The sequence below is a fragment of the Microbacterium sp. genome (genome assembly GCF_031180975.1).
Lineage (GTDB): Bacteria > Actinomycetota > Actinomycetes > Actinomycetales > Microbacteriaceae > Microbacterium.
Genome location: NZ_JAPSLI010000005.1, coordinates 114,770 through 131,083, shown reverse-complemented (window position 1 = coordinate 131,083; position 16,314 = coordinate 114,770). Strand labels below are relative to the sequence as shown.

At 70.9% G+C, this 16,314-nt stretch carries 17 protein-coding genes; 6 read left to right on the top strand and 11 right to left on the bottom strand.

The window, feature by feature from the left end:
• Positions 1-16 precede the first annotated feature (16 nt).
• The 3 genes from RIF65_RS08740 to RIF65_RS08730 all read left to right on the top strand — a co-directional run bounded on the left by RIF65_RS08740 (position 17) and on the right by RIF65_RS08730 (position 2,940).
• Positions 17-823: an SDR family oxidoreductase gene (locus tag RIF65_RS08740; protein WP_309065139.1), complete on the top strand. Its 807-nt coding sequence runs from the start codon at positions 17-19 to the stop codon at positions 821-823.
• A 247-nt stretch (positions 824-1,070) separates the two neighbouring features.
• Positions 1,071-2,498, top strand: a complete 1,428-nt coding sequence (locus RIF65_RS08735; protein WP_309065138.1) for an NCS1 family nucleobase:cation symporter-1 — start codon at positions 1,071-1,073, stop codon at positions 2,496-2,498.
• The gene (locus RIF65_RS08730) at positions 2,488-2,940 is read left to right on the top strand and encodes a nucleoside deaminase (RefSeq protein ID WP_309065137.1); all 453 of its coding nucleotides are present in this window, start codon (positions 2,488-2,490) and stop codon (positions 2,938-2,940) included. Before RIF65_RS08735 ends, RIF65_RS08730 begins: the two co-directional genes overlap by 11 nt.
• A 47-nt stretch (positions 2,941-2,987) precedes the next feature.
• On the opposite strand, the gene RIF65_RS08725 is transcribed toward RIF65_RS08730, so the two are convergent.
• Genes RIF65_RS08725 through RIF65_RS08715 form a run of 3 tightly spaced genes read right to left on the bottom strand, consistent with a single transcriptional unit; the run spans position 2,988 to position 4,971 of the window.
• Positions 2,988-3,491: a GNAT family N-acetyltransferase gene (locus RIF65_RS08725; protein ID WP_309065136.1), complete on the bottom strand. Its 504-nt coding sequence runs from the start codon at positions 3,489-3,491 to the stop codon at positions 2,988-2,990.
• Positions 3,488-4,186 carry a uracil-DNA glycosylase gene (locus RIF65_RS08720; protein WP_309065135.1) on the bottom strand — a complete coding sequence of 233 codons (699 nt, stop codon included), beginning with the start codon at positions 4,184-4,186 and terminating at the stop codon, positions 3,488-3,490. The genes RIF65_RS08725 and RIF65_RS08720 overlap by 4 nt, the downstream gene beginning before the upstream one ends.
• Entirely contained in the window at positions 4,186-4,971 is a 786-nt protein-coding gene (locus RIF65_RS08715; protein ID WP_309065134.1) for an SDR family oxidoreductase, read from the bottom strand. Before RIF65_RS08715 ends, RIF65_RS08720 begins: the two co-directional genes overlap by 1 nt.
• A gap of 159 nt (positions 4,972-5,130) precedes the next feature.
• Between RIF65_RS08715 and RIF65_RS08710 the strand changes: the two genes are divergently transcribed.
• Positions 5,131-6,453, top strand: coding sequence for a bifunctional o-acetylhomoserine/o-acetylserine sulfhydrylase (locus RIF65_RS08710; RefSeq protein WP_309065133.1), 1,323 nt, complete (start codon positions 5,131-5,133; stop codon positions 6,451-6,453).
• A 386-nt stretch (positions 6,454-6,839) separates the two neighbouring features.
• Positions 6,840-8,045: a homoserine O-acetyltransferase MetX gene (metX, locus tag RIF65_RS08705; protein ID WP_309065132.1), complete on the top strand. Its 1,206-nt coding sequence runs from the start codon at positions 6,840-6,842 to the stop codon at positions 8,043-8,045.
• A 15-nt stretch (positions 8,046-8,060) separates the two neighbouring features.
• On the opposite strand, the gene RIF65_RS08700 is transcribed toward metX, so the two are convergent.
• The 6 genes from RIF65_RS08700 to RIF65_RS08675 are packed head-to-tail and all read right to left on the bottom strand — an operon-like array spanning position 8,061 to position 12,617.
• Positions 8,061-8,705 carry an NUDIX hydrolase gene (locus RIF65_RS08700; protein ID WP_309065131.1) on the bottom strand — a complete coding sequence of 215 codons (645 nt, stop codon included), beginning with the start codon at positions 8,703-8,705 and terminating at the stop codon, positions 8,061-8,063.
• Between the two features lie 20 nt (positions 8,706-8,725).
• Positions 8,726-9,901 carry an MFS transporter gene (locus tag RIF65_RS08695; protein WP_309065295.1) on the bottom strand — a complete coding sequence of 392 codons (1,176 nt, stop codon included), beginning with the start codon at positions 9,899-9,901 and terminating at the stop codon, positions 8,726-8,728.
• Between the two features lie 42 nt (positions 9,902-9,943).
• Complete coding sequence (locus RIF65_RS08690; protein ID WP_309065130.1) at positions 9,944-10,246, bottom strand: hypothetical protein; 303 nt, start codon at positions 10,244-10,246, stop codon at positions 9,944-9,946.
• 4 nt (positions 10,247-10,250) lie between these two features.
• Positions 10,251-10,568: a thiamine-binding protein gene (locus tag RIF65_RS08685; RefSeq protein WP_309065129.1), complete on the bottom strand. Its 318-nt coding sequence runs from the start codon at positions 10,566-10,568 to the stop codon at positions 10,251-10,253.
• Between the two features lie 13 nt (positions 10,569-10,581).
• The gene (locus tag RIF65_RS08680; RefSeq protein WP_309065128.1) at positions 10,582-11,793 is read right to left on the bottom strand and encodes a hypothetical protein; all 1,212 of its coding nucleotides are present in this window, start codon (positions 11,791-11,793) and stop codon (positions 10,582-10,584) included.
• Positions 11,790-12,617, bottom strand: coding sequence for an ADP-dependent NAD(P)H-hydrate dehydratase (locus RIF65_RS08675; RefSeq protein WP_309065127.1), 828 nt, complete (start codon positions 12,615-12,617; stop codon positions 11,790-11,792). Before RIF65_RS08675 ends, RIF65_RS08680 begins: the two co-directional genes overlap by 4 nt.
• A gap of 53 nt (positions 12,618-12,670) precedes the next feature.
• Here RIF65_RS08675 and RIF65_RS08670 point away from each other — a divergent pair, with 53 nt between their 5' ends.
• Positions 12,671-13,738: an NADH:flavin oxidoreductase/NADH oxidase gene (locus RIF65_RS08670; protein ID WP_309065126.1), complete on the top strand. Its 1,068-nt coding sequence runs from the start codon at positions 12,671-12,673 to the stop codon at positions 13,736-13,738.
• A 48-nt stretch (positions 13,739-13,786) separates the two neighbouring features.
• On the opposite strand, the gene RIF65_RS08665 is transcribed toward RIF65_RS08670, so the two are convergent.
• Together RIF65_RS08665 and RIF65_RS08660 are read right to left on the bottom strand one after the other, a co-directional pair.
• Positions 13,787-14,860 carry a hemolysin family protein gene (locus tag RIF65_RS08665; protein ID WP_309065125.1) on the bottom strand — a complete coding sequence of 358 codons (1,074 nt, stop codon included), beginning with the start codon at positions 14,858-14,860 and terminating at the stop codon, positions 13,787-13,789.
• On the bottom strand, positions 14,857-16,173 hold the full coding sequence (locus RIF65_RS08660) for a hemolysin family protein (protein ID WP_309065124.1): 1,317 nt from the start codon (positions 16,171-16,173) through the stop codon (positions 14,857-14,859). The genes RIF65_RS08665 and RIF65_RS08660 overlap by 4 nt, the downstream gene beginning before the upstream one ends.
• Positions 16,174-16,314 lie beyond the last annotated feature (141 nt).

The following is a 16,314-nucleotide window of genomic DNA, read 5'->3' as shown; positions in this document are numbered from 1 at the left end:
AGCTATGGTCCACGGCATGACTCACCACGACTTCTCCCCTCGATTCGCCATCGTCACCGGCTCCGACTCGGGGATCGGCGCCGCGACCGCCGTCGCTCTCGCGGACGCGGGCATGGACGTCGGCATCACCTGGCACTCCGATGAGGAAGGCGCCGAACGCACAGCCTCCGCCGTGCGCGACCGCGGTCGGCGCGCCGTCGTCGCCCGGTTCGACGCCACGGAACTGGACGACGTCTCCGCCGTGGTCGACGACATGGTCGACGGACTGGGCGGACTGGACGTGTTCGTGAACAACGCCGGCGGCGGCGGGCGCAACCCGTTCCTGGAGTGGAGCATCGAGGAATGGCGCAGCATCGTCGCCCTGAACCTGGACGGCGCGTTCGCCGGAATGCAGGCCGCCGCCCGCCGCATGGTGCACTCCGGGCACGGCGGCCGCATCATCGCCGTCACCAGCGTGCACGCCCACCAGCCCCGGGTGGGCGCCGCACCGTACGTCGCCGCCAAGCACGGTCTCGCCGGCCTGGTGGAGACGATGGCGCAGGAGCTCGGCGAGCACGGCATCACGGTGAACGCGGTGGCCCCGGGCGAGATCGCCACCCCTATCAACGGCATGGACTCGGAGGACGCGGATCGCACGCACCGTCCTGGCATCCCTCTGGGCCGTCCGGGCAAGGCGGAGGAGATCGCGGCGGTGATCCGCTTCCTCGCCTCCCCCGAGTCGTCGTATGTCACGGGCGCCAGCTGGGCGGTCGACGGCGGGATGCTGCAGATGGGCCCTCAGGCGGGCTCGCACCTGGAGAACGACGGTTGGCGGGAGGGCTGAGACAGAGACTCAGCTGCGCCCACGACTCTCCATTTATCCACTTCCTTCCGCCGCTACTCTGGTATACCATTTTCGGCAGATGGCGAAACATACGTTCCGCCATTCGGAATGCCGAGCACCCTCTCGGCTCGTCACCGCCGCGGTCGCCGACGACCGCGCCTGAGCGCTCCCACGACGTAGTGGGAGCGGAAAGCGAGCAGCGATGTCAGAAACAAGGACGGAAGTTCCCATACCCGGCGAACGCGCCGTGTATCTGGAGGTCAGTCCCACCCTCTCGAACCCCGACATCAGCCCGGTCAAGCAGCGCACTTGGGGTGTTTACAACCTCTTCGCGATGTGGATGTCGAACGTCCACTCCGTCGCAGGATACGTGTTCGCCGCAGGGCTCTTCACGCTCGGACTCGCCGGCTGGCAGGTGTTCACCGCCTTGCTGGTCGGGATCACGCTGATCTACTTCTTCACGAACCTCGCGGGTCGAGGCGGACAGAAGTACGGCATCGCCTTCGCCGCACTCTGCCGTCCGGCTTTCGGCGTGTACGGGGCGAACATCCCCAGCATGATCAAGGCCACCACGGCTACCGCCTGGTACGGCATCCAGACCTGGGTGTCCTCCACCGCCCTGGTCGTCGTGGTCCTGCGGTTCTTCCCCGACCTGAAGCCGCTGGCCGAGAACTCCATCCTGGGCCTGTCCACTCTCGGTTGGGCCTGCTTCGGGTTCATGTGGCTCGCGCAGCTGCTGGTCTTCTTCTACGGCTGGGAGGCCATCCGCCGTTTCACCGACTGGGCGGGACCCGCGATTTACGTGGTGATGTTCGCCCTGGCGATCTGGATCGTCGCGCGAGCAGGCGGTCCCGGGGCCATCAGCTTCACGCTCGGATCGAAGGATCTGTCCGGTGGTGCTGCGTTCGGCATGTGGCTGACGGCGGTCGCGCTCACCGTCGCGTGGTTCGCCGGCACCACGCTCAACTTCGCAGACTTCTCGCGGTTCATGAGGTCACCGGACGCCATGCGCAAGGGCAACTTCCTGGGCCTGCCGGTGAACTTCATGCTCTTCGCTGTGGCGACCGTTGTGACGACCTCGGGCGGCCTGGCTGTGTTCGGCGAGCTCATCACCGACCCGGTGGAACTCGTGGCACGCATCGACAACACCACCGCAGTGCTGCTCGGCGCACTCACCTTCATGACCGCGACGATCGCGACGAACATCGTGGCCAACTTCGTCTCGGGCGCCATGGACGTGGCGAACCTCGCACCGAGGATCTTCACCTTCCGCCGGGCGGGCCTGGTGGCGTCGACGGTCTCGGTGCTGATCATGCCGTGGAACCTGTACGCGAACCCCACCATGGTGCAGTACACACTCGGGACGTTCTCGGCCTTCATCGGGCCGATCTTCGGCATCGTGATCTGCGAGTACTTCTTCGTCCGCCGTCAGCGGCTGGACCTGGAGCACCTGTACACCGCCGATCCCCGTGGCAAGTACTGGTACCGGCGCGGCTTCAACCCCAGGGCGATCGCGGCCCTGGTGCTCGCCGGCGGGCTGACGACGATCATTGCGCAGGTTCCGGTGTTCGGCGCCCTGGCTCCGTTCTCGTGGTTCTTCGGCTGCGCCCTGGGTCTGGTCTTCCACTGGCTGCTGTCGAAGGACAAGTACCAGGCGGGCGCCGATGCAGCCTGAGCCTGCCACCTCCGCTCTGGCCGCCGCCGTCCGTGAGGCGGAGGAGGGCGTCGAGGAGGGCGGGATGCCGTTCGGCGCGGCGATCGTCCTCGACGGCGAGGTGATCGCGCGCGGACGCAATAGGCAGGTGCAACGAGGGGACCACCTCGCGCACGCCGAGACCGAGGCGATTCGCGAGTGCATCGAACGGTACGGCACCGTGCCGGCGGGTGCGGTGCTGGTGGCCACCGAGGGCCCGTGTGCGATGTGCGCAGGTGCGGCGGTGATCACCGGCATCCGCTCGGTCGTCGTCGGTGAGGTGCATCACTTCGCAGGGGCCGTCGACCTGCTCCGCGCGGAGGGCGTCGGGGTGCAGATCCTTGAAGATCCCATCTGTATCGACCTGGTGACACGGTTCCGCGCCGAGCACGCGGACCTGTGGCAGCGGTACTCGGCGGGATGAGCCGCGGAAGGCGCCGCTGTGACAGAGCGGCGCCTTCCTTCCCTGAGTCAGAGACTCAGCTGAAGCAGCACGACGCCGAGATCCCTGCCGAACTTCTCCCCCACGGCGGTGAGCCGGCCCGCGTCGACGAACCCGACCCGGCGGTGCAGGGCGATGGACGCGTCCGCGCCTTCCTCGGAGATCACCGCGATCACCTGTCGCAGGCCTGCGTCACGGCACGCGGCCAGGAACGCTTCGAGCAGCGTCCGCCCCACACCACGGCCCGCGGCAGCGGGTGCCAGGTAGATCGAGTTCTCGACCGTGAACCGGTAGGCGGACTTGGGCGACCACGGTTGCGCGAGTGCGTAGCCGAGCAGCTCCCCCACGTCGGATTCTGCGACCAGGAACGGCAGGCCGAGGGCGACGATGCGCTCCTTCTTCGCGGCCCACCCGTCGACGTCCGACTCGACCTCGTCGAAGGTCACCGTGGAGGTGCGCACGTAGTGGTTGTAGATGTCGCGGATCGCCGCGAGATCGGCATCCTGCACCGCACGCAGCCGCACCCCGCTCATGCCTCCCCCGCCACGCGCCAGTCGACCGGAGCCGCGCCCTGACCCTCCAACAGGGTGTTCGCCCTGGAGAACGGCCGCGAGCCGAAGAAGCCGCGGCTCGCCGACAGCGGCGAGGGGTGCGCGGACTCGATCACCGGTGTGTCCGCGAGGAGGGGACGCAGCCCCCTGGCATCCGCGCCCCACAGCACGGCCACGAGCGGTCGGCGGCGGGCCACGAGCGCACGGATCGCCAGTTCGGTGACCTGCTCCCAGCCCCAGCCGCGATGGGATGCCGGAGAGCCGGGCTGCACGGTGAGCACCCTGTTCAGCAGCAGGACGCCCTGGTCGCTCCACGCGCTGAGGTCCCCGTGCGGCGCCGGCGGGATGCCGAGGTCGCTCTCCCGCTCGCGGTAGATGTTCGCGAGGCTCCGCGGCAGGGGGCGCACGTGCGGGTCGACGGCGAACGACAGGCCGATCGGGTGCCCAGGTGTCGGGTACGGGTCCTGTCCGGTGATCAGCACCCGCACGTCGTCCAGCGGGCGCTGGAACGCGCGCAGCACGTGCGCACCGGCGGGGAGGTATCCGCGACCGGCCGCCTGCTCGGCGCGCAGGCGCTCACCCAGTTCGGTGATGACGGGCTGCGCCGGGGCGAGGGCCTCCGCCCAGCCAGGGTCGATCAGCCCGTCGTCGGCGAGCTCGGACAGCGTCCTCGGCATCAGTCGACGTCGGTCCGCACGTGCAGCGGCCCGCGCGCCAGCAGGTGATGCGCGGACTGGGCGACGGGACGCATCGTGACCAGGTCGAGGTTGACCCGACGCGGCGCGGCCAGCGCGTAGGCGATGATGTCGGCGACGTCCTCGGGCAACAGGGGCTCCTCGACCCCGGCGTACACCGACTCGGCCGCGACCCGGTCGCCGCGCAGCCGGTTGAGCGCGAACTCCTCGGTGTGCACCATGCCCGGCGCGATCTCCGCGACCCGGATGGGCTCACCGTTCAGCTCCTGGCGCAGCACCCGCACGAGCATCGATTCGGCGGCCTTCGCGGCGTTGTACCCGGCGCCGCCTGGGTACGGAGTCTGCGCCGCTGTCGACGTCACGAAGACCATGTCGGCGTGGCCGTCCGCGGCAGCGGCTTTACGCAGCAGAGGTAGCAGCCCGGCGACGAGCCGCTGCGACGACAGCACGTTCGCGTCGTACATCCACTGCCAGTCCTCGACCGAGCCGTCCTGGACGCTCTCGGTGCCGCGGGCGCCGCCCGCGACCTGCACCAGCGCATGCACCGGGCCGGTGGACTCCAGCCGCTCGACCAGGGCGGCCACGGCGTCGCCGTCGGTGAGGTCGCACGCGATCGCCGAGGCGCCGGTCTGCTCCGCCAGCTCCGCGAGGCGGTCCTCCCGGCGCGCGACCCCCACGACCTCCCAGCCGCCCCCGCGCAGCGCGCGGACGGTCGCCTCCCCGATACCCGAGCTCGCTCCGGTCACCACGGCACGTCTGATCACCATGACTCCACCGTACGACTTTTCCGCCCGCGCGACCGGCCCGGACTATTACGTCACATTTCCGGGCGCTTGTTGACGAGCGCTCACACTTCGTACTCTCGCATCACGGCATCCTGCCGCGACGACCACCTCCACCCGCTCCGCCTTCGAACTGGAGAAGACATGCCCGCACCCGAGAACTGGCGCTTCGAGACCAAGCAGATCCACTCCGGCGCCGCCCCCGACCCGGTGACCAAGTCGCGCGCCACGCCGATCTACCAGACCACCTCGTACGTGTTCGACAACGCCGACCACGCCGCGAACCTGTTCGCGCTGGCCGAGTTCGGCAACATCTACACCCGCATCCAGAACCCCACGCAGGACGTGCTCGAGCAGCGCCTCGCGGCGCTGGAGGGCGGCACCGGTGCGCTGGTCCTCGCCAGCGGGCAGGCCGCGGCGACCTTCGCGGTGCTGAACATCGCGCAGGCCGGCGACCACATCGTCTCGTCGAGCTCGATCTACGGCGGCACCTACAACCTGTTCAAGTACACCCTCGCCAAGCTCGGCGTCGAGGTCACGTTCGTCGAGAACCAGGACGACCCCGAGGAGTGGCGTGGCGCGGTGCGTCCGAACACGAAGCTGTTCTTCGCCGAGACCGTCGGCAACCCGAAGATCAACATCCTCGACATCCGCACCGTCGCCGACATCGCGCACGAGAACGGCCTGCCGCTGATCGTCGACAACACGATCGCCACGCCGTACCTCATCCGTCCGTTCGAGCACGGCGCCGACATCGTCGTCCACTCGGTCACCAAGTTCCTCGGCGGCCACGGCACCACCATCGGCGGCGCCATCATCGACGGCGGCAGCTTCGAGTGGTCGAAGAACGTGGACAAGTTCCCCGGCCTCACCGAGCCGGACCCCTCCTACCACGGCGCCAGCTACACCGCCGCGGTCGGCGACGGACTCGCCTACATCATCAAGGCGCGCGTGCAGCTGCTGCGCGACCTGGGTTCGGCCATCGCGCCGCAGAGCGCGTGGAACCTGATCCAGGGCGTCGAGACCCTGTCGCTGCGCGTCGAGCGCCACGTGCAGAACGCCCAGGAGATCGCCGAGTGGCTCGACAGCCACGAGGACGTCGCCACCGTGAACTACTCGGGCCTGCCGTCGTCGCCGTGGTACGCCAACGCCAACAAGTACGCTCCCAAGGGCGTCGGCGCGGTGCTGTCGTTCGAGCTGAAGGGCGGCGTGGACGCCGGACGCGAGTTCGTCAACAACCTGTCGCTGTTCAGCCACCTCGCGAACATCGGCGACGTCCGCTCGCTGGTCATCCACCCGGCATCCACCACCCACTCGCAGCTCACCCCGGAGCAGCAGCTCTCCGCCGGTGTCACGCCCGGTCTGGTGCGCCTCTCGGTGGGCCTGGAGAACGTGGAGGACCTCAAGGCCGACCTGGAGAACGCGCTCGCCGCAGCTCGCCGCGTCGCTGAGGCCGCCCGCGCCTGACCCTTCTCGACGGAATGCCCCGGACCTCGTTCAGCGCGGTCCGGGGCATTCCGCGTTTCCCGCGTGCGCGCCGACTGCTGGCATTCGGTCCGGTCGCGCACCGCGTGCGCGGCAGAATCCAGCATCCGCTACCGGGGTCGCGAACCACGTCCGCGCCAGATTCCAGCATCCGACCCGGTTGCGCACCGCGTGCGCGCCAGAATCCAGCATCCGACCCGGTTGCGCACCACGTCCGCGCCAGAATCCAGCATCCGCTACATCGATCAATGGCGCGGATGCCACAAACTGGCGCACACATGTGACCCCGGCCGCCCGCACAGCGACCTGCCGCACGCGCGATGCGTAACCTACGGACGCCGTCCCACCGGGCAGGCGAGAATGGAGGAATGGACTGGCAGACGACCTCCGAAGACACGGTGCCGTCGGCACCGGTGACGGAGGCGGACGTCCGCCTGCTCCGCGCCCGGCCGCCGTCGACCGGAGCCTGGCGGGACGGCGATCCCCCCGGCGACCGGCAGTTCACCTCGATCGGAGCATTCCGCACCGAGAACGGCGCGGAACTGCCCGGTGTGCGGCTGGCGTGGGAGTCGTGGGGCACCCTGAACGAGACGCGGGACAACGCCGTGCTGGTCCTCCACGCGCTGACCGGCGACAGCCACGTGCGCGGCGAGGCCGGGGCCGGTCACCCCACGGCCGGCTGGTGGGACGACGTGGTCGGCCCCGGCGCTGCCATCGACACCGACCGCTGGTTCGTCATCGCGCCGAACATGTTGGGCGGATGCCAGGGGTCGACGGGACCTGCCAGCATCGCGCCCGACGGGCGGGAGTGGGCCTCCCGCTTCCCTTACCTCACCATCCGCGACCAGGTCGCCGCGCAGGTGATGCTCGCCGATCGGCTCGGCATCGAACGGTGGGCGGCCGTGATCGGCGGCTCGATGGGTGGCATGCACGCCCTGGAGTGGGCGATCATGCAACCCGAGCGTGTCGAGCGCCTCGCGGTGCTGTCCTCTCCGCCGGTGACCACCGCCGACCAGCTGGCGCTGAACTTCGTGCAGCTGGAGACCGTGCGGATGGACCCGCGGTTCGCCGGCGGCGAGTACTACGACGCAGGCCTCGGCGAAGGCCCGCACCGCGGTCTCGCGCTGGCGCGTCGGATGGCGCTGCTGAACTACCGCAGCCCCATCGAGCTGAACCAGCGCTTCCAGCGCTCCTGGCAGTCGGGCGTCTCGCCGCTCGGCCGTGGAGGACGCTTCGCGGTCGAGTCCTACTTGGACTTCCACGGCAACAAGTTCACGCGCCGCTTCGACGCGAACAGCTACATCACGGTGGTCGAGGCCATGAACTCCCACGACGTGGGTCGCGATCGCGGCGGCGTCGAGGAAGCGCTGCACGCGGTCACGGCCAGAACGCTGGTGCTCGGCATCGACACCGACCGGCTGTTCCCGGTGGACGGGCAGCAGCGCATCGCGCGCAGCATCCCGAATCTCATCGACGACGAGGCGGTCGTGCTCACCAGCGATTTCGGGCACGACGGCTTCCTCATCGAGACGGATGCCGTCGGCGCCCACCTCCGGCGCCTGCTCGAGACCTGACGCGGCCGAGCCGATTCAACCGCGCTCGTACCGCCACGGCGGCGGTCCGGCGGTCAGACGATGTCGGGCGCCGGGGGCTCCGGGCTCGTGCGGATGCTCCTCGTCGCCTGCCCAGGTGAGCAATCGGCCGGAAGGGGTGACGCGGGAGTGCGTCACGAACTGCTGCACCGTGCCGGCCGCGGCGTACGCCTCGTCGACCGTGCGATGCGGCAGCAGTCCGTGCAGGGTCACCCAGGTGGGCGGGAACAGCACGAGCGAACCGGCGGCATGACGGTCGAACGCACCGGCCGGGGTCACCCACACCGCGTCCGTCACCTCCGCCGGGTTGAGCACCAGTTCGTCCTCGGCGCTTCGGGCCAGGAAGAACCAGGTGCGATAGCGCCGCGGAGCGTCCACGGGCGGCGTCCAGCACGACACCGGCTGGAGGTCGCGTACGCGAAGGCCGGCTTCCTCGGCCGTCTCGCGCACCGCGGCGCGGCGAGCGGCGTCGGTCTCGGTCTCCCCCTCCAGGATGTCGCCCGACTCCACCGCTCCGCCGGGGAACACCCAGGCGCCCGCGAATGATCCTGTCTCCGGGCGGCGCAGCAGCAGCGTTTCGAGACCGTCGACGCCGTCGCGCAGCACCACCGCGGTCCCGGCGACCCGCAGCGTGGCATCCATGACGGAACTCTAACCTGCGCTCAGACCGCCGCCCTGCGCTCGACGCGGAGCGCGACGACTGCGATTCCGAGCCCGAGCAGCGCCAGCGCCGCGCCCACCCACTCGGGTGCGGCGTAGCCGAATCCGAGGGAGATGGCAGCCCCGCCGAGGAACGCCCCCAGGCTGTTGCCGATGTTCAGTGCGGAATGGTTCAGCGCCGCGGCGATCGACTGGTTTTCGCCGGCGACGTCCATCAGACGGGTCTGGATCGCGGGGCTGAGGATCGAGGAGACCGCGCCGACGACCATGGCGAGGGCGACGACCAGCACGATCGAGAACGACAGCACGGCCAACAGCACGAGCACGGCGGCGAGCGCGGCGAGCCCGAGCAGCAGGGTGCGGCGCAGGTCGCGGTCGGCGAGGAACCCCCCGGCGAGGTTGCCGGCGGTCATGCCCACCCCGACCAGCACGAGGGTGAGCGGGACCGCCCACGCCGGGGCACCGGCAACCTCCGTGATCAGCGGGGCGATGTAGCTGTACACGGCGAAGAAGCCGCCGAAGCCGATCGCCCCGATGCCGAGCGTCAGCCACACCTGAGGTTCGCGGAACACGCTCAGCTCGGAGCGCAGGGTGCGTCCGGGGTCGCCGGCGTGCTCGGGCACGAAGAAGCCGATGCTCACGGCGGCGAGGGCGAACACGGCGGTGACGACGACGAACGCCGACCGCCACCCCCACACCTGGCCGAGGAACGTGCCGAGGGGCACGCCGACGACGTTCGCGATGGTGAGCCCGGTGAGGATGAAAGCGACCCCCTGGGCGCGCCGACCGGGGCCGAGCACGTCGGCCGCGACGAGCGCGCCGATGCCGAAGTAGGCGCCGTGCGGCAGGCCGGCCAGCAGCCTCGCCGCCGCGACGAGCTCGAAGGTGGGCAGCACGACCGCGAGGGCGTTGAAGACTGTGAGCGCGACCGCGAGGCCGATCATCACCCGGTGCCGCGGGAAGCGGGCGACAGCGCCGGCGATGGTGGGTGCACCGATGACCACGCCGAGCGCGTACATGGAGATCAGGATGCCGGCCTGGCCGATCGCGTGCTCCTGGCTGCGCATCCAGACGTGGGGAAGCAGATCGCGGGCGATGTCCGGCAGCAGGCCCATCATGACGAACTCGGTCATGCCGATGCCGAAGCTGCCGATGGCGAGGGAGAGGAGCGCCCTCATCGCCGCCCCCCTCGAGATGTTCGAGGGAGTCACCGGGCGATTCTACCGGCCCCGGCCGCCGCCCCGCGGGCGGAAGTGCTCGGGCGGGGTGCGCCGTCCCGAGCGGAACACTTCCAGGGCCTCGTGCGGCGGGGCGGACGACGCCGCGAACAGCGCCGACTCGTCGGCCGCCACGTAGATCCGGCCGCCGCCGCGTGCCGCGTGCGCGACGACGACGGCATCGTCCTCGGGCAGCAGCTCGACCGACAGCGGCGCGTCCTCGGCGACCATGCGCCGCCAGTAGCCGACGCCCACGTCGATCAGCCGCTGCTGTTCGAGGGTGGGGTCGCTGCGGGTGTCGCTCATCGGCTCACTCCGCCTCGGTCTCGCCGATGGCGCGCTCCAGGCGCTCGATCTTGCCGTCCAGCTCGCCGGTGTAGCCCGGGCGGATGTCGGCCTTCAGCACCAGGGACACGCGCGATCCGAACGGCAGCACCGCCTCGGTGGCCCGCTTGACGACATCCATCACGGTGTCCCAGTCCGGCCCTTCGATCTCGGTGAACATGCTCGTGGTGCGGTGCGGCAGGCCGGATTCGCGGACGACCCGCACTGCGGCGGCGACCGCGTCGTGGACGGATCCGTCCTCGCGGCCGGTTCCTGACGGGGCGACTGAGAATGCGACGAGCATGGTTCCTCCGAGATCAGCGGGTGTGGGCCGGAACACGCAGGATAGCGCGCACCGAGTGGGCGAACAGCAGGACGAGCAGGATGTTGCGGACGGTCACCAGCACGACAGGCAGCACGTCGGCGCGCAGCAGACCGTCGTAGGTGAGCGGGTACACGGCGAAGGTGAGCGCGCACAGCAGCAGCGTGCATGCGGCGGGCGTGGCCGCGCGAGCACGGTCGAGCACCAGCCAGAGGATGACCGGCGCGAACAGCCAGGTCTGGAACTGCGGGGAGCCGACCTTGTTGGTCGCGATGAGCGCGGTCACCAGGGCGAGGGTGAGGGGCGGCAGCAGCCGCTGCCAGGCGGCGCCGCGTCGTGCGCTGAGCACTCCGATGACGAGAACGCCGGCGACCGCGACCGCCATGACCGGTGTGAGCGCCGCGGCGACGGCATCCGCTCCCCCGGCGCGGATCTGGAAGGTGAGAATGTCGAAGCTGTAGGCGATGGATGCCGAACCGGCGACGGCCATCCACAGGAACGGCGTGGCGGCGACGGACTCGATCTGCAGGCCGCGGGCGGTCTGCTCGCCGAGGAAGCCGAGCAGTTCCCGGTCCGCGCCGAGCAGGAACAGCACCGCGATGACCGCGGCGGTGGTCGCGGCGCCCGTGAGCAGCACCGCGATCCGCTGCCGCAGCGCGACGCCGGCCGCGAGCACCACGGCGCCGGGCCAGATCTTGATCCATGCGCCGATCGCAAGCAGCGCTGCGCCCGCGCGTGGACGCGCACCCAGCCACACGGCGCCCGCGACGGCGAGCGGGACGGTCACGGCGTCGATGCGGTACAGCGCGATGGGGCCGAGGAGCGTCAGCGCCGCGCACCAGAACCAGCCGGCCGCGTTGCGCCGCGTGCTCCGGCCCCGCCCGACGAGGACGGCGAAGCCGAGCAGATCCAGGGCGGTCACCAGCATCGCCCAGGCGACCAGGTACGCGGCCTCGGCGCCGAGCAGCCCGGTGAGCGGCGCCGCGACGCCCTGCGCGGCGAGCATGGGCAGCAGGGCGAGCTGCGGGTACACCCACGGCTCGGTGACACCGACGACGGCCCCGTCCGACAGCGCCGATGCGGACCACGGCTGGTACACCAGCACGACGTCGCCCATCGGCTGGCTGGGCAGCACCCATCCGAGCCACGCCGTCAGCGCGTGCGCGGCCACGAAAGCCGCCCACAGCGCGGCGACACGGCGCCTCACGACAGCAGGTCCGCGATGGCGCGCGGGAGAGCCTCGGCGACGTCGAGCGCGACGATCGGATGCCCCGGTGCGCCGCCCACGGTGCCGGCGGCGAGCCGCGCGGCGTACGCGTGCAGCCAGGCGGCAGCGGCGGCCGCCTCGGCGAGGGCGCCGCCCGGATTCGCGGCGACGAGGGCGCCGATGACACCGGCGAGCACGTCCCCGGCCCCGGCGGTGGCCAGCCAGGCCGGAGCCTCCTCGAGCCGGATGACCTCGCCGTCGGGTGCCGACACCAGCGTGCGGGAGCCCTTGAGCAGCACGGTCTGCCCGAGTCGGACCGCGACGGCGGCCACCGTGGTGGCGCGCGCCTCACCGGACAGGTCCGCCTGCGCGCCGATGCGCTCGCAGAACCGCGCGAACTCCCCCGCGTGCGGGGTGAGGATCAGCGGCGCCCGCGCGCCGGGGGCGAGATCGAGGGCGCCGGCGTCGACGACGACGGGAACGTCGCCGGTGAGGATGTCACGCAGCGCGCTCTCCTCCTCGGCCGTGCGCGACGCGGCATCCGTGCCCGACCCGATCACCCAGGCCCCGGGGCGGGTGCGGCCGATGTCCGGACCTGCCACGGTCTCCGGGCGGCGGGCGAGGACGGCATCCGCTGCTCCGCCCACGTAGCGGACGTAACCCGCGCCGGCCCGCCACGCCGCCTCCACGCCGAGGACGGCTGCGCCGGGGTAGTCCGCCGAGCCGGTGCGGATGGCGACCACACCGCGCGAGTACTTGTCGTCGTCCGGCCCGGGGATGCGCAGGAAGCCGACGGTGTCACTCCTCGACCACTCGCGGACCATGGATCCACGTTAGCGCGGCCCGTGTCGGTCGCCGCGGCGGCTACCGTCGAAGGGTGAGTCTTCTCTTCTCCCCGCTGACCTTCCGTTCCGTCACGTTCCGCAACCGACTGTGGGTGTCGCCGATGTGCATGTACAGCGCGGTCGACGGCGTACCGCAGGAGTGGCATCACACCCACCTCGCCCAGTTCGCGTCGGGTGGCGCCGGGCTGATCGTCGCCGAGGCGACCGCTGTGGTTCCCGAGGGGCGCATCTCCCCGCGCGACACCGGTTTGTGGAACGACGCCCAGCGCGACTCCTGGGCGCCGATCGTGCAGGCGATCCACGACCGCGGCGCCGTCGCCGGCATCCAGCTCGCCCACGCCGGCCGCAAGGCGTCGACGTGGTGGCCGTGGGCGGAGCAGCGCGGTTCGGTGCCGGTCGCCGAGGGCGGCTGGACCACCGTGGCACCGTCGGCGATCGCGTTCGAGGGCTTCGCCGAGCCGGTCGCGCTGGTCCGGTCCGGCATCCGCGCCGTCGTGACGGCGTTCGAGGATGCCGCTCGCCGAGCGCTGGATGCCGGATTCGACGTGCTGGAGGTGCATGCCGCACACGGCTACCTGTTGCACGAGTTCCTGTCGCCGCTGTCGAACCAGCGCGACGACGAGTACGGCGGCTCGCTGGAGAACCGCGCGCGCCTGCTGATCGAGGTGCTGGACGCGGTGCGGCGCACGGCGGGCCAGAACGTCCCTGTCTTCGTGCGGATCTCCGCGACGGATCACGCCGACGGCGGTTTCACTCCCGACGAAGCCGCGCAGGTCGGTGCGTGGTGCACCGCGCACGGGGCCGATCTCGTCGACGTGTCCAGCGGCGGCCTCGTGGCGCACCAGCGCATCGAACTCGGACCCGGCTATCAGGTGCCGCTCGCGGACACCGTGCGCCAGGGCGGGCGGATCCCCACGACGGCGGTGGGGCTGATCACCGCCGCGGAGCACGCCGAGCAGGTGCTGGCCTCGGGCGCGGCCGACGCGATCTTCGCCGGACGGGAGTGGCTCCGCGATCCGCACTTCGGTCTGCGGGCCGCGCACGAGCTCGGCGTGGACGTGCCGTGGCCGCCGCAGTATCTGCGGGCGCGCTGGCGCTGACCTGCGTCGGGGCGGAGCCCGGCGCCCCACGCCGGGGACGCCGCTCGGTCAGCGCCGCTCGGTGCCGGGGTGGCCGCGTCGGGTGGCGTCCTGCACCTCGCCGATGAGCTCCTCCAGGATGTCCTCGAGGAAGAGCACCGCGGTCGTGTCGCCGTTGAGGTCGCGCACACGCGCCAGGTGACGGCCGGCGCGACGCATCGCGGCGAGCGCGTCCTCCAGGTCGGTGTCCTCCTGCACGGGCACCATGTGGTGGATCCGCTTGGCCGGCAACGGCGTGGCCGCGCGCTCCGCGGCATCCGCCCCCTCCGCCGCCCGCAGGATGTCCTTCAGGTGCACGTATCCGACCGGCGTCTGCTCGTCGTCCACGATCACGTAGCGCGAGAAGCCGTAGCGGGCCACGGCGCGCTCGATGTCCTCCGGCGTGACCGTCTGCGGCAGCGTCACCAGGTCCGCGAGGGGTACGGCGACGTCGCGCGCTTTCTTGTCGGTGAACTCGACGGCGGCGGCGACGGTGCCGGCGGCATCCGTCAGCACGCCCTCGCGGCGGGAGCGGTCGACGATCGTCGCCACCTCGTCGATCGTGAAGGCGGACGCGGCCTCGCTCTTCGGCTCGACGCGAAACAGGCGCAGCACGCCGTTCGCCGTCGCATTCAGCAGCCAGATCACGTGCTTGAACGCCCGCGACACCCACACCAGCGGGGTCGCGAGCACCAGCACGGCGCGGTCGGGCACCGAGAAGGCCAGGTTCTTCGGCACCATCTCGCCGAACACCACGTGCAGGAACGACACGAACGCCAGGGTGATCAGGAACGAGACGACCGAGACGACCCCCTCGTCCCAGCCGATCGCGTGCATCGGGATCTCCAGCAGGTGGTGGATCGCCGGCTCCGAGACGTTGAGGATCAGCAGCGAGCAGATCGTGATGCCGAGCTGGGAGGTGGCGAGCATGAGGGTCGCGTGCTCCATCGCGTACAGCGCCGTCTTGGCGGCGCGCGAGCCGCGCTCGGCCAGCGGCTCGATCTGCGAGCGGCGCGCCGAGATCACGGCGAACTCGGCACCGACGAAGAAGGCGTTGGCGGCGAGCAGCACCACCAGCCACACCAGGCCGGCCCAGTCGCTCATCGGTCCTCCTCCGTCGCGGTCTCGACCGGGTCGGGACGGTACTGGATGCGGTCGACGCGCCGACCGTCCATGCGGACCACCTCGAGCGTGCCGGTGCCCAGGCGCACGGTGTCCCCGACAGCCGGGACCCGTTCCAGGACACTCATGACGTAGCCGCCGATGGTGTCGTACACGTCGCCCTCTGGCACCTCGATGCCGGTGCGACTGAGCAGCTCGTCCGGTCGCAGCTCGCCCGGGAAGGTCACCGACCCGACCCGGCGCACGATGCCGGCGCGGGTGCGGTCGTGCTCGTCGGAGACCTCGCCGACGATCTCCTCGATGAGGTCCTCCAGGGTGACGATCCCCGCGGTGCCGCCGTATTCGTCGACGACGACGGCCAGCTGATAGCCCTTCGCGCGCAGCTCGGCGACGAGTGCGTCCAGGTGCACGGTCTCGGGCACGCGCAGCGGTTCGGTGCTCAGCGCACCGACCGGCACCTCGGTGCGCTTCTCGCGGGGCACGGAGACGGCGGCTTTCACGTGCACGATGCCGGTGATGTCATCGAGGTCGTCGTCGTAGACCGGGAAGCGGCTGTGGCCGGTGCGCCGGGCCAGCTGGACGACGTCGTCGGCGGAGTCGCCGACGGAGATGGCGTGCATGCTGGGACGGGCCGTCATGATGTCCGCGGCCGTGAGGCGCGCGAAGGTCAGGCTGCGGTCGAGCAGCGTGGCGGTGTCCTTCTCCAGCACGCCCGCGCTCGCGGAGCGGCGCACCAGCGACGACAGCTCCTCGGCGGTGCGGGCCCCGGAGAGCTCCTCCTTGGGCTCGACGCCCATCGCGCGCAGCACGGCGTTGGCGCTGCCGTTCAGCAGCAGCACTGCGGGCTTGAACACGGCGGTGAATGCGGTCTGGAACGGCATGACCAGCTTCGCGGTCGCCAGCGGCAGCGCGAGGGCGAAGTTCTTCGGCACCAGCTCGCCGAGGATCATCGACAGCACCGTGGCGACGAACATCGCGACCGTGACCGAGACGGGCGTGACGGCGCCCTCAGCGAGCCCCCATGCGGTGAGCACCGGCGCGAGCAGGTGCGAGATCGCCGGCTCCATCGTGAAACCGGTGAGCAGCGTGGTCAGCGTGATGCCGAGCTGAGCGGAAGACAGGTGCGTCGACGTGATCCGCAGCGCACGGATCGTGAGCGACAGCCGGGATTCGCCGCGCGCCTGGCGTGCTTCCAGTTCGGCACGGTCGAGATTGACGAGCGCGAACTCGCTGGCGACGAACAGTCCCGTCCCCACGATGAGCAGAAGCCCCACGCCCAGCAGGAGGTATTCCATCAGCTGCTGCTCCCCTCGCGGACGAGGGGCGGGCGGTGGGGCGATGTACTACTGGGGGGGTCCTCCATGGTGCGACGATTCTACCGGAGTCCGGCCCGGGCGCCGTGAGACCGTCGGGGAACACGTGCGCGACCAGGGTCC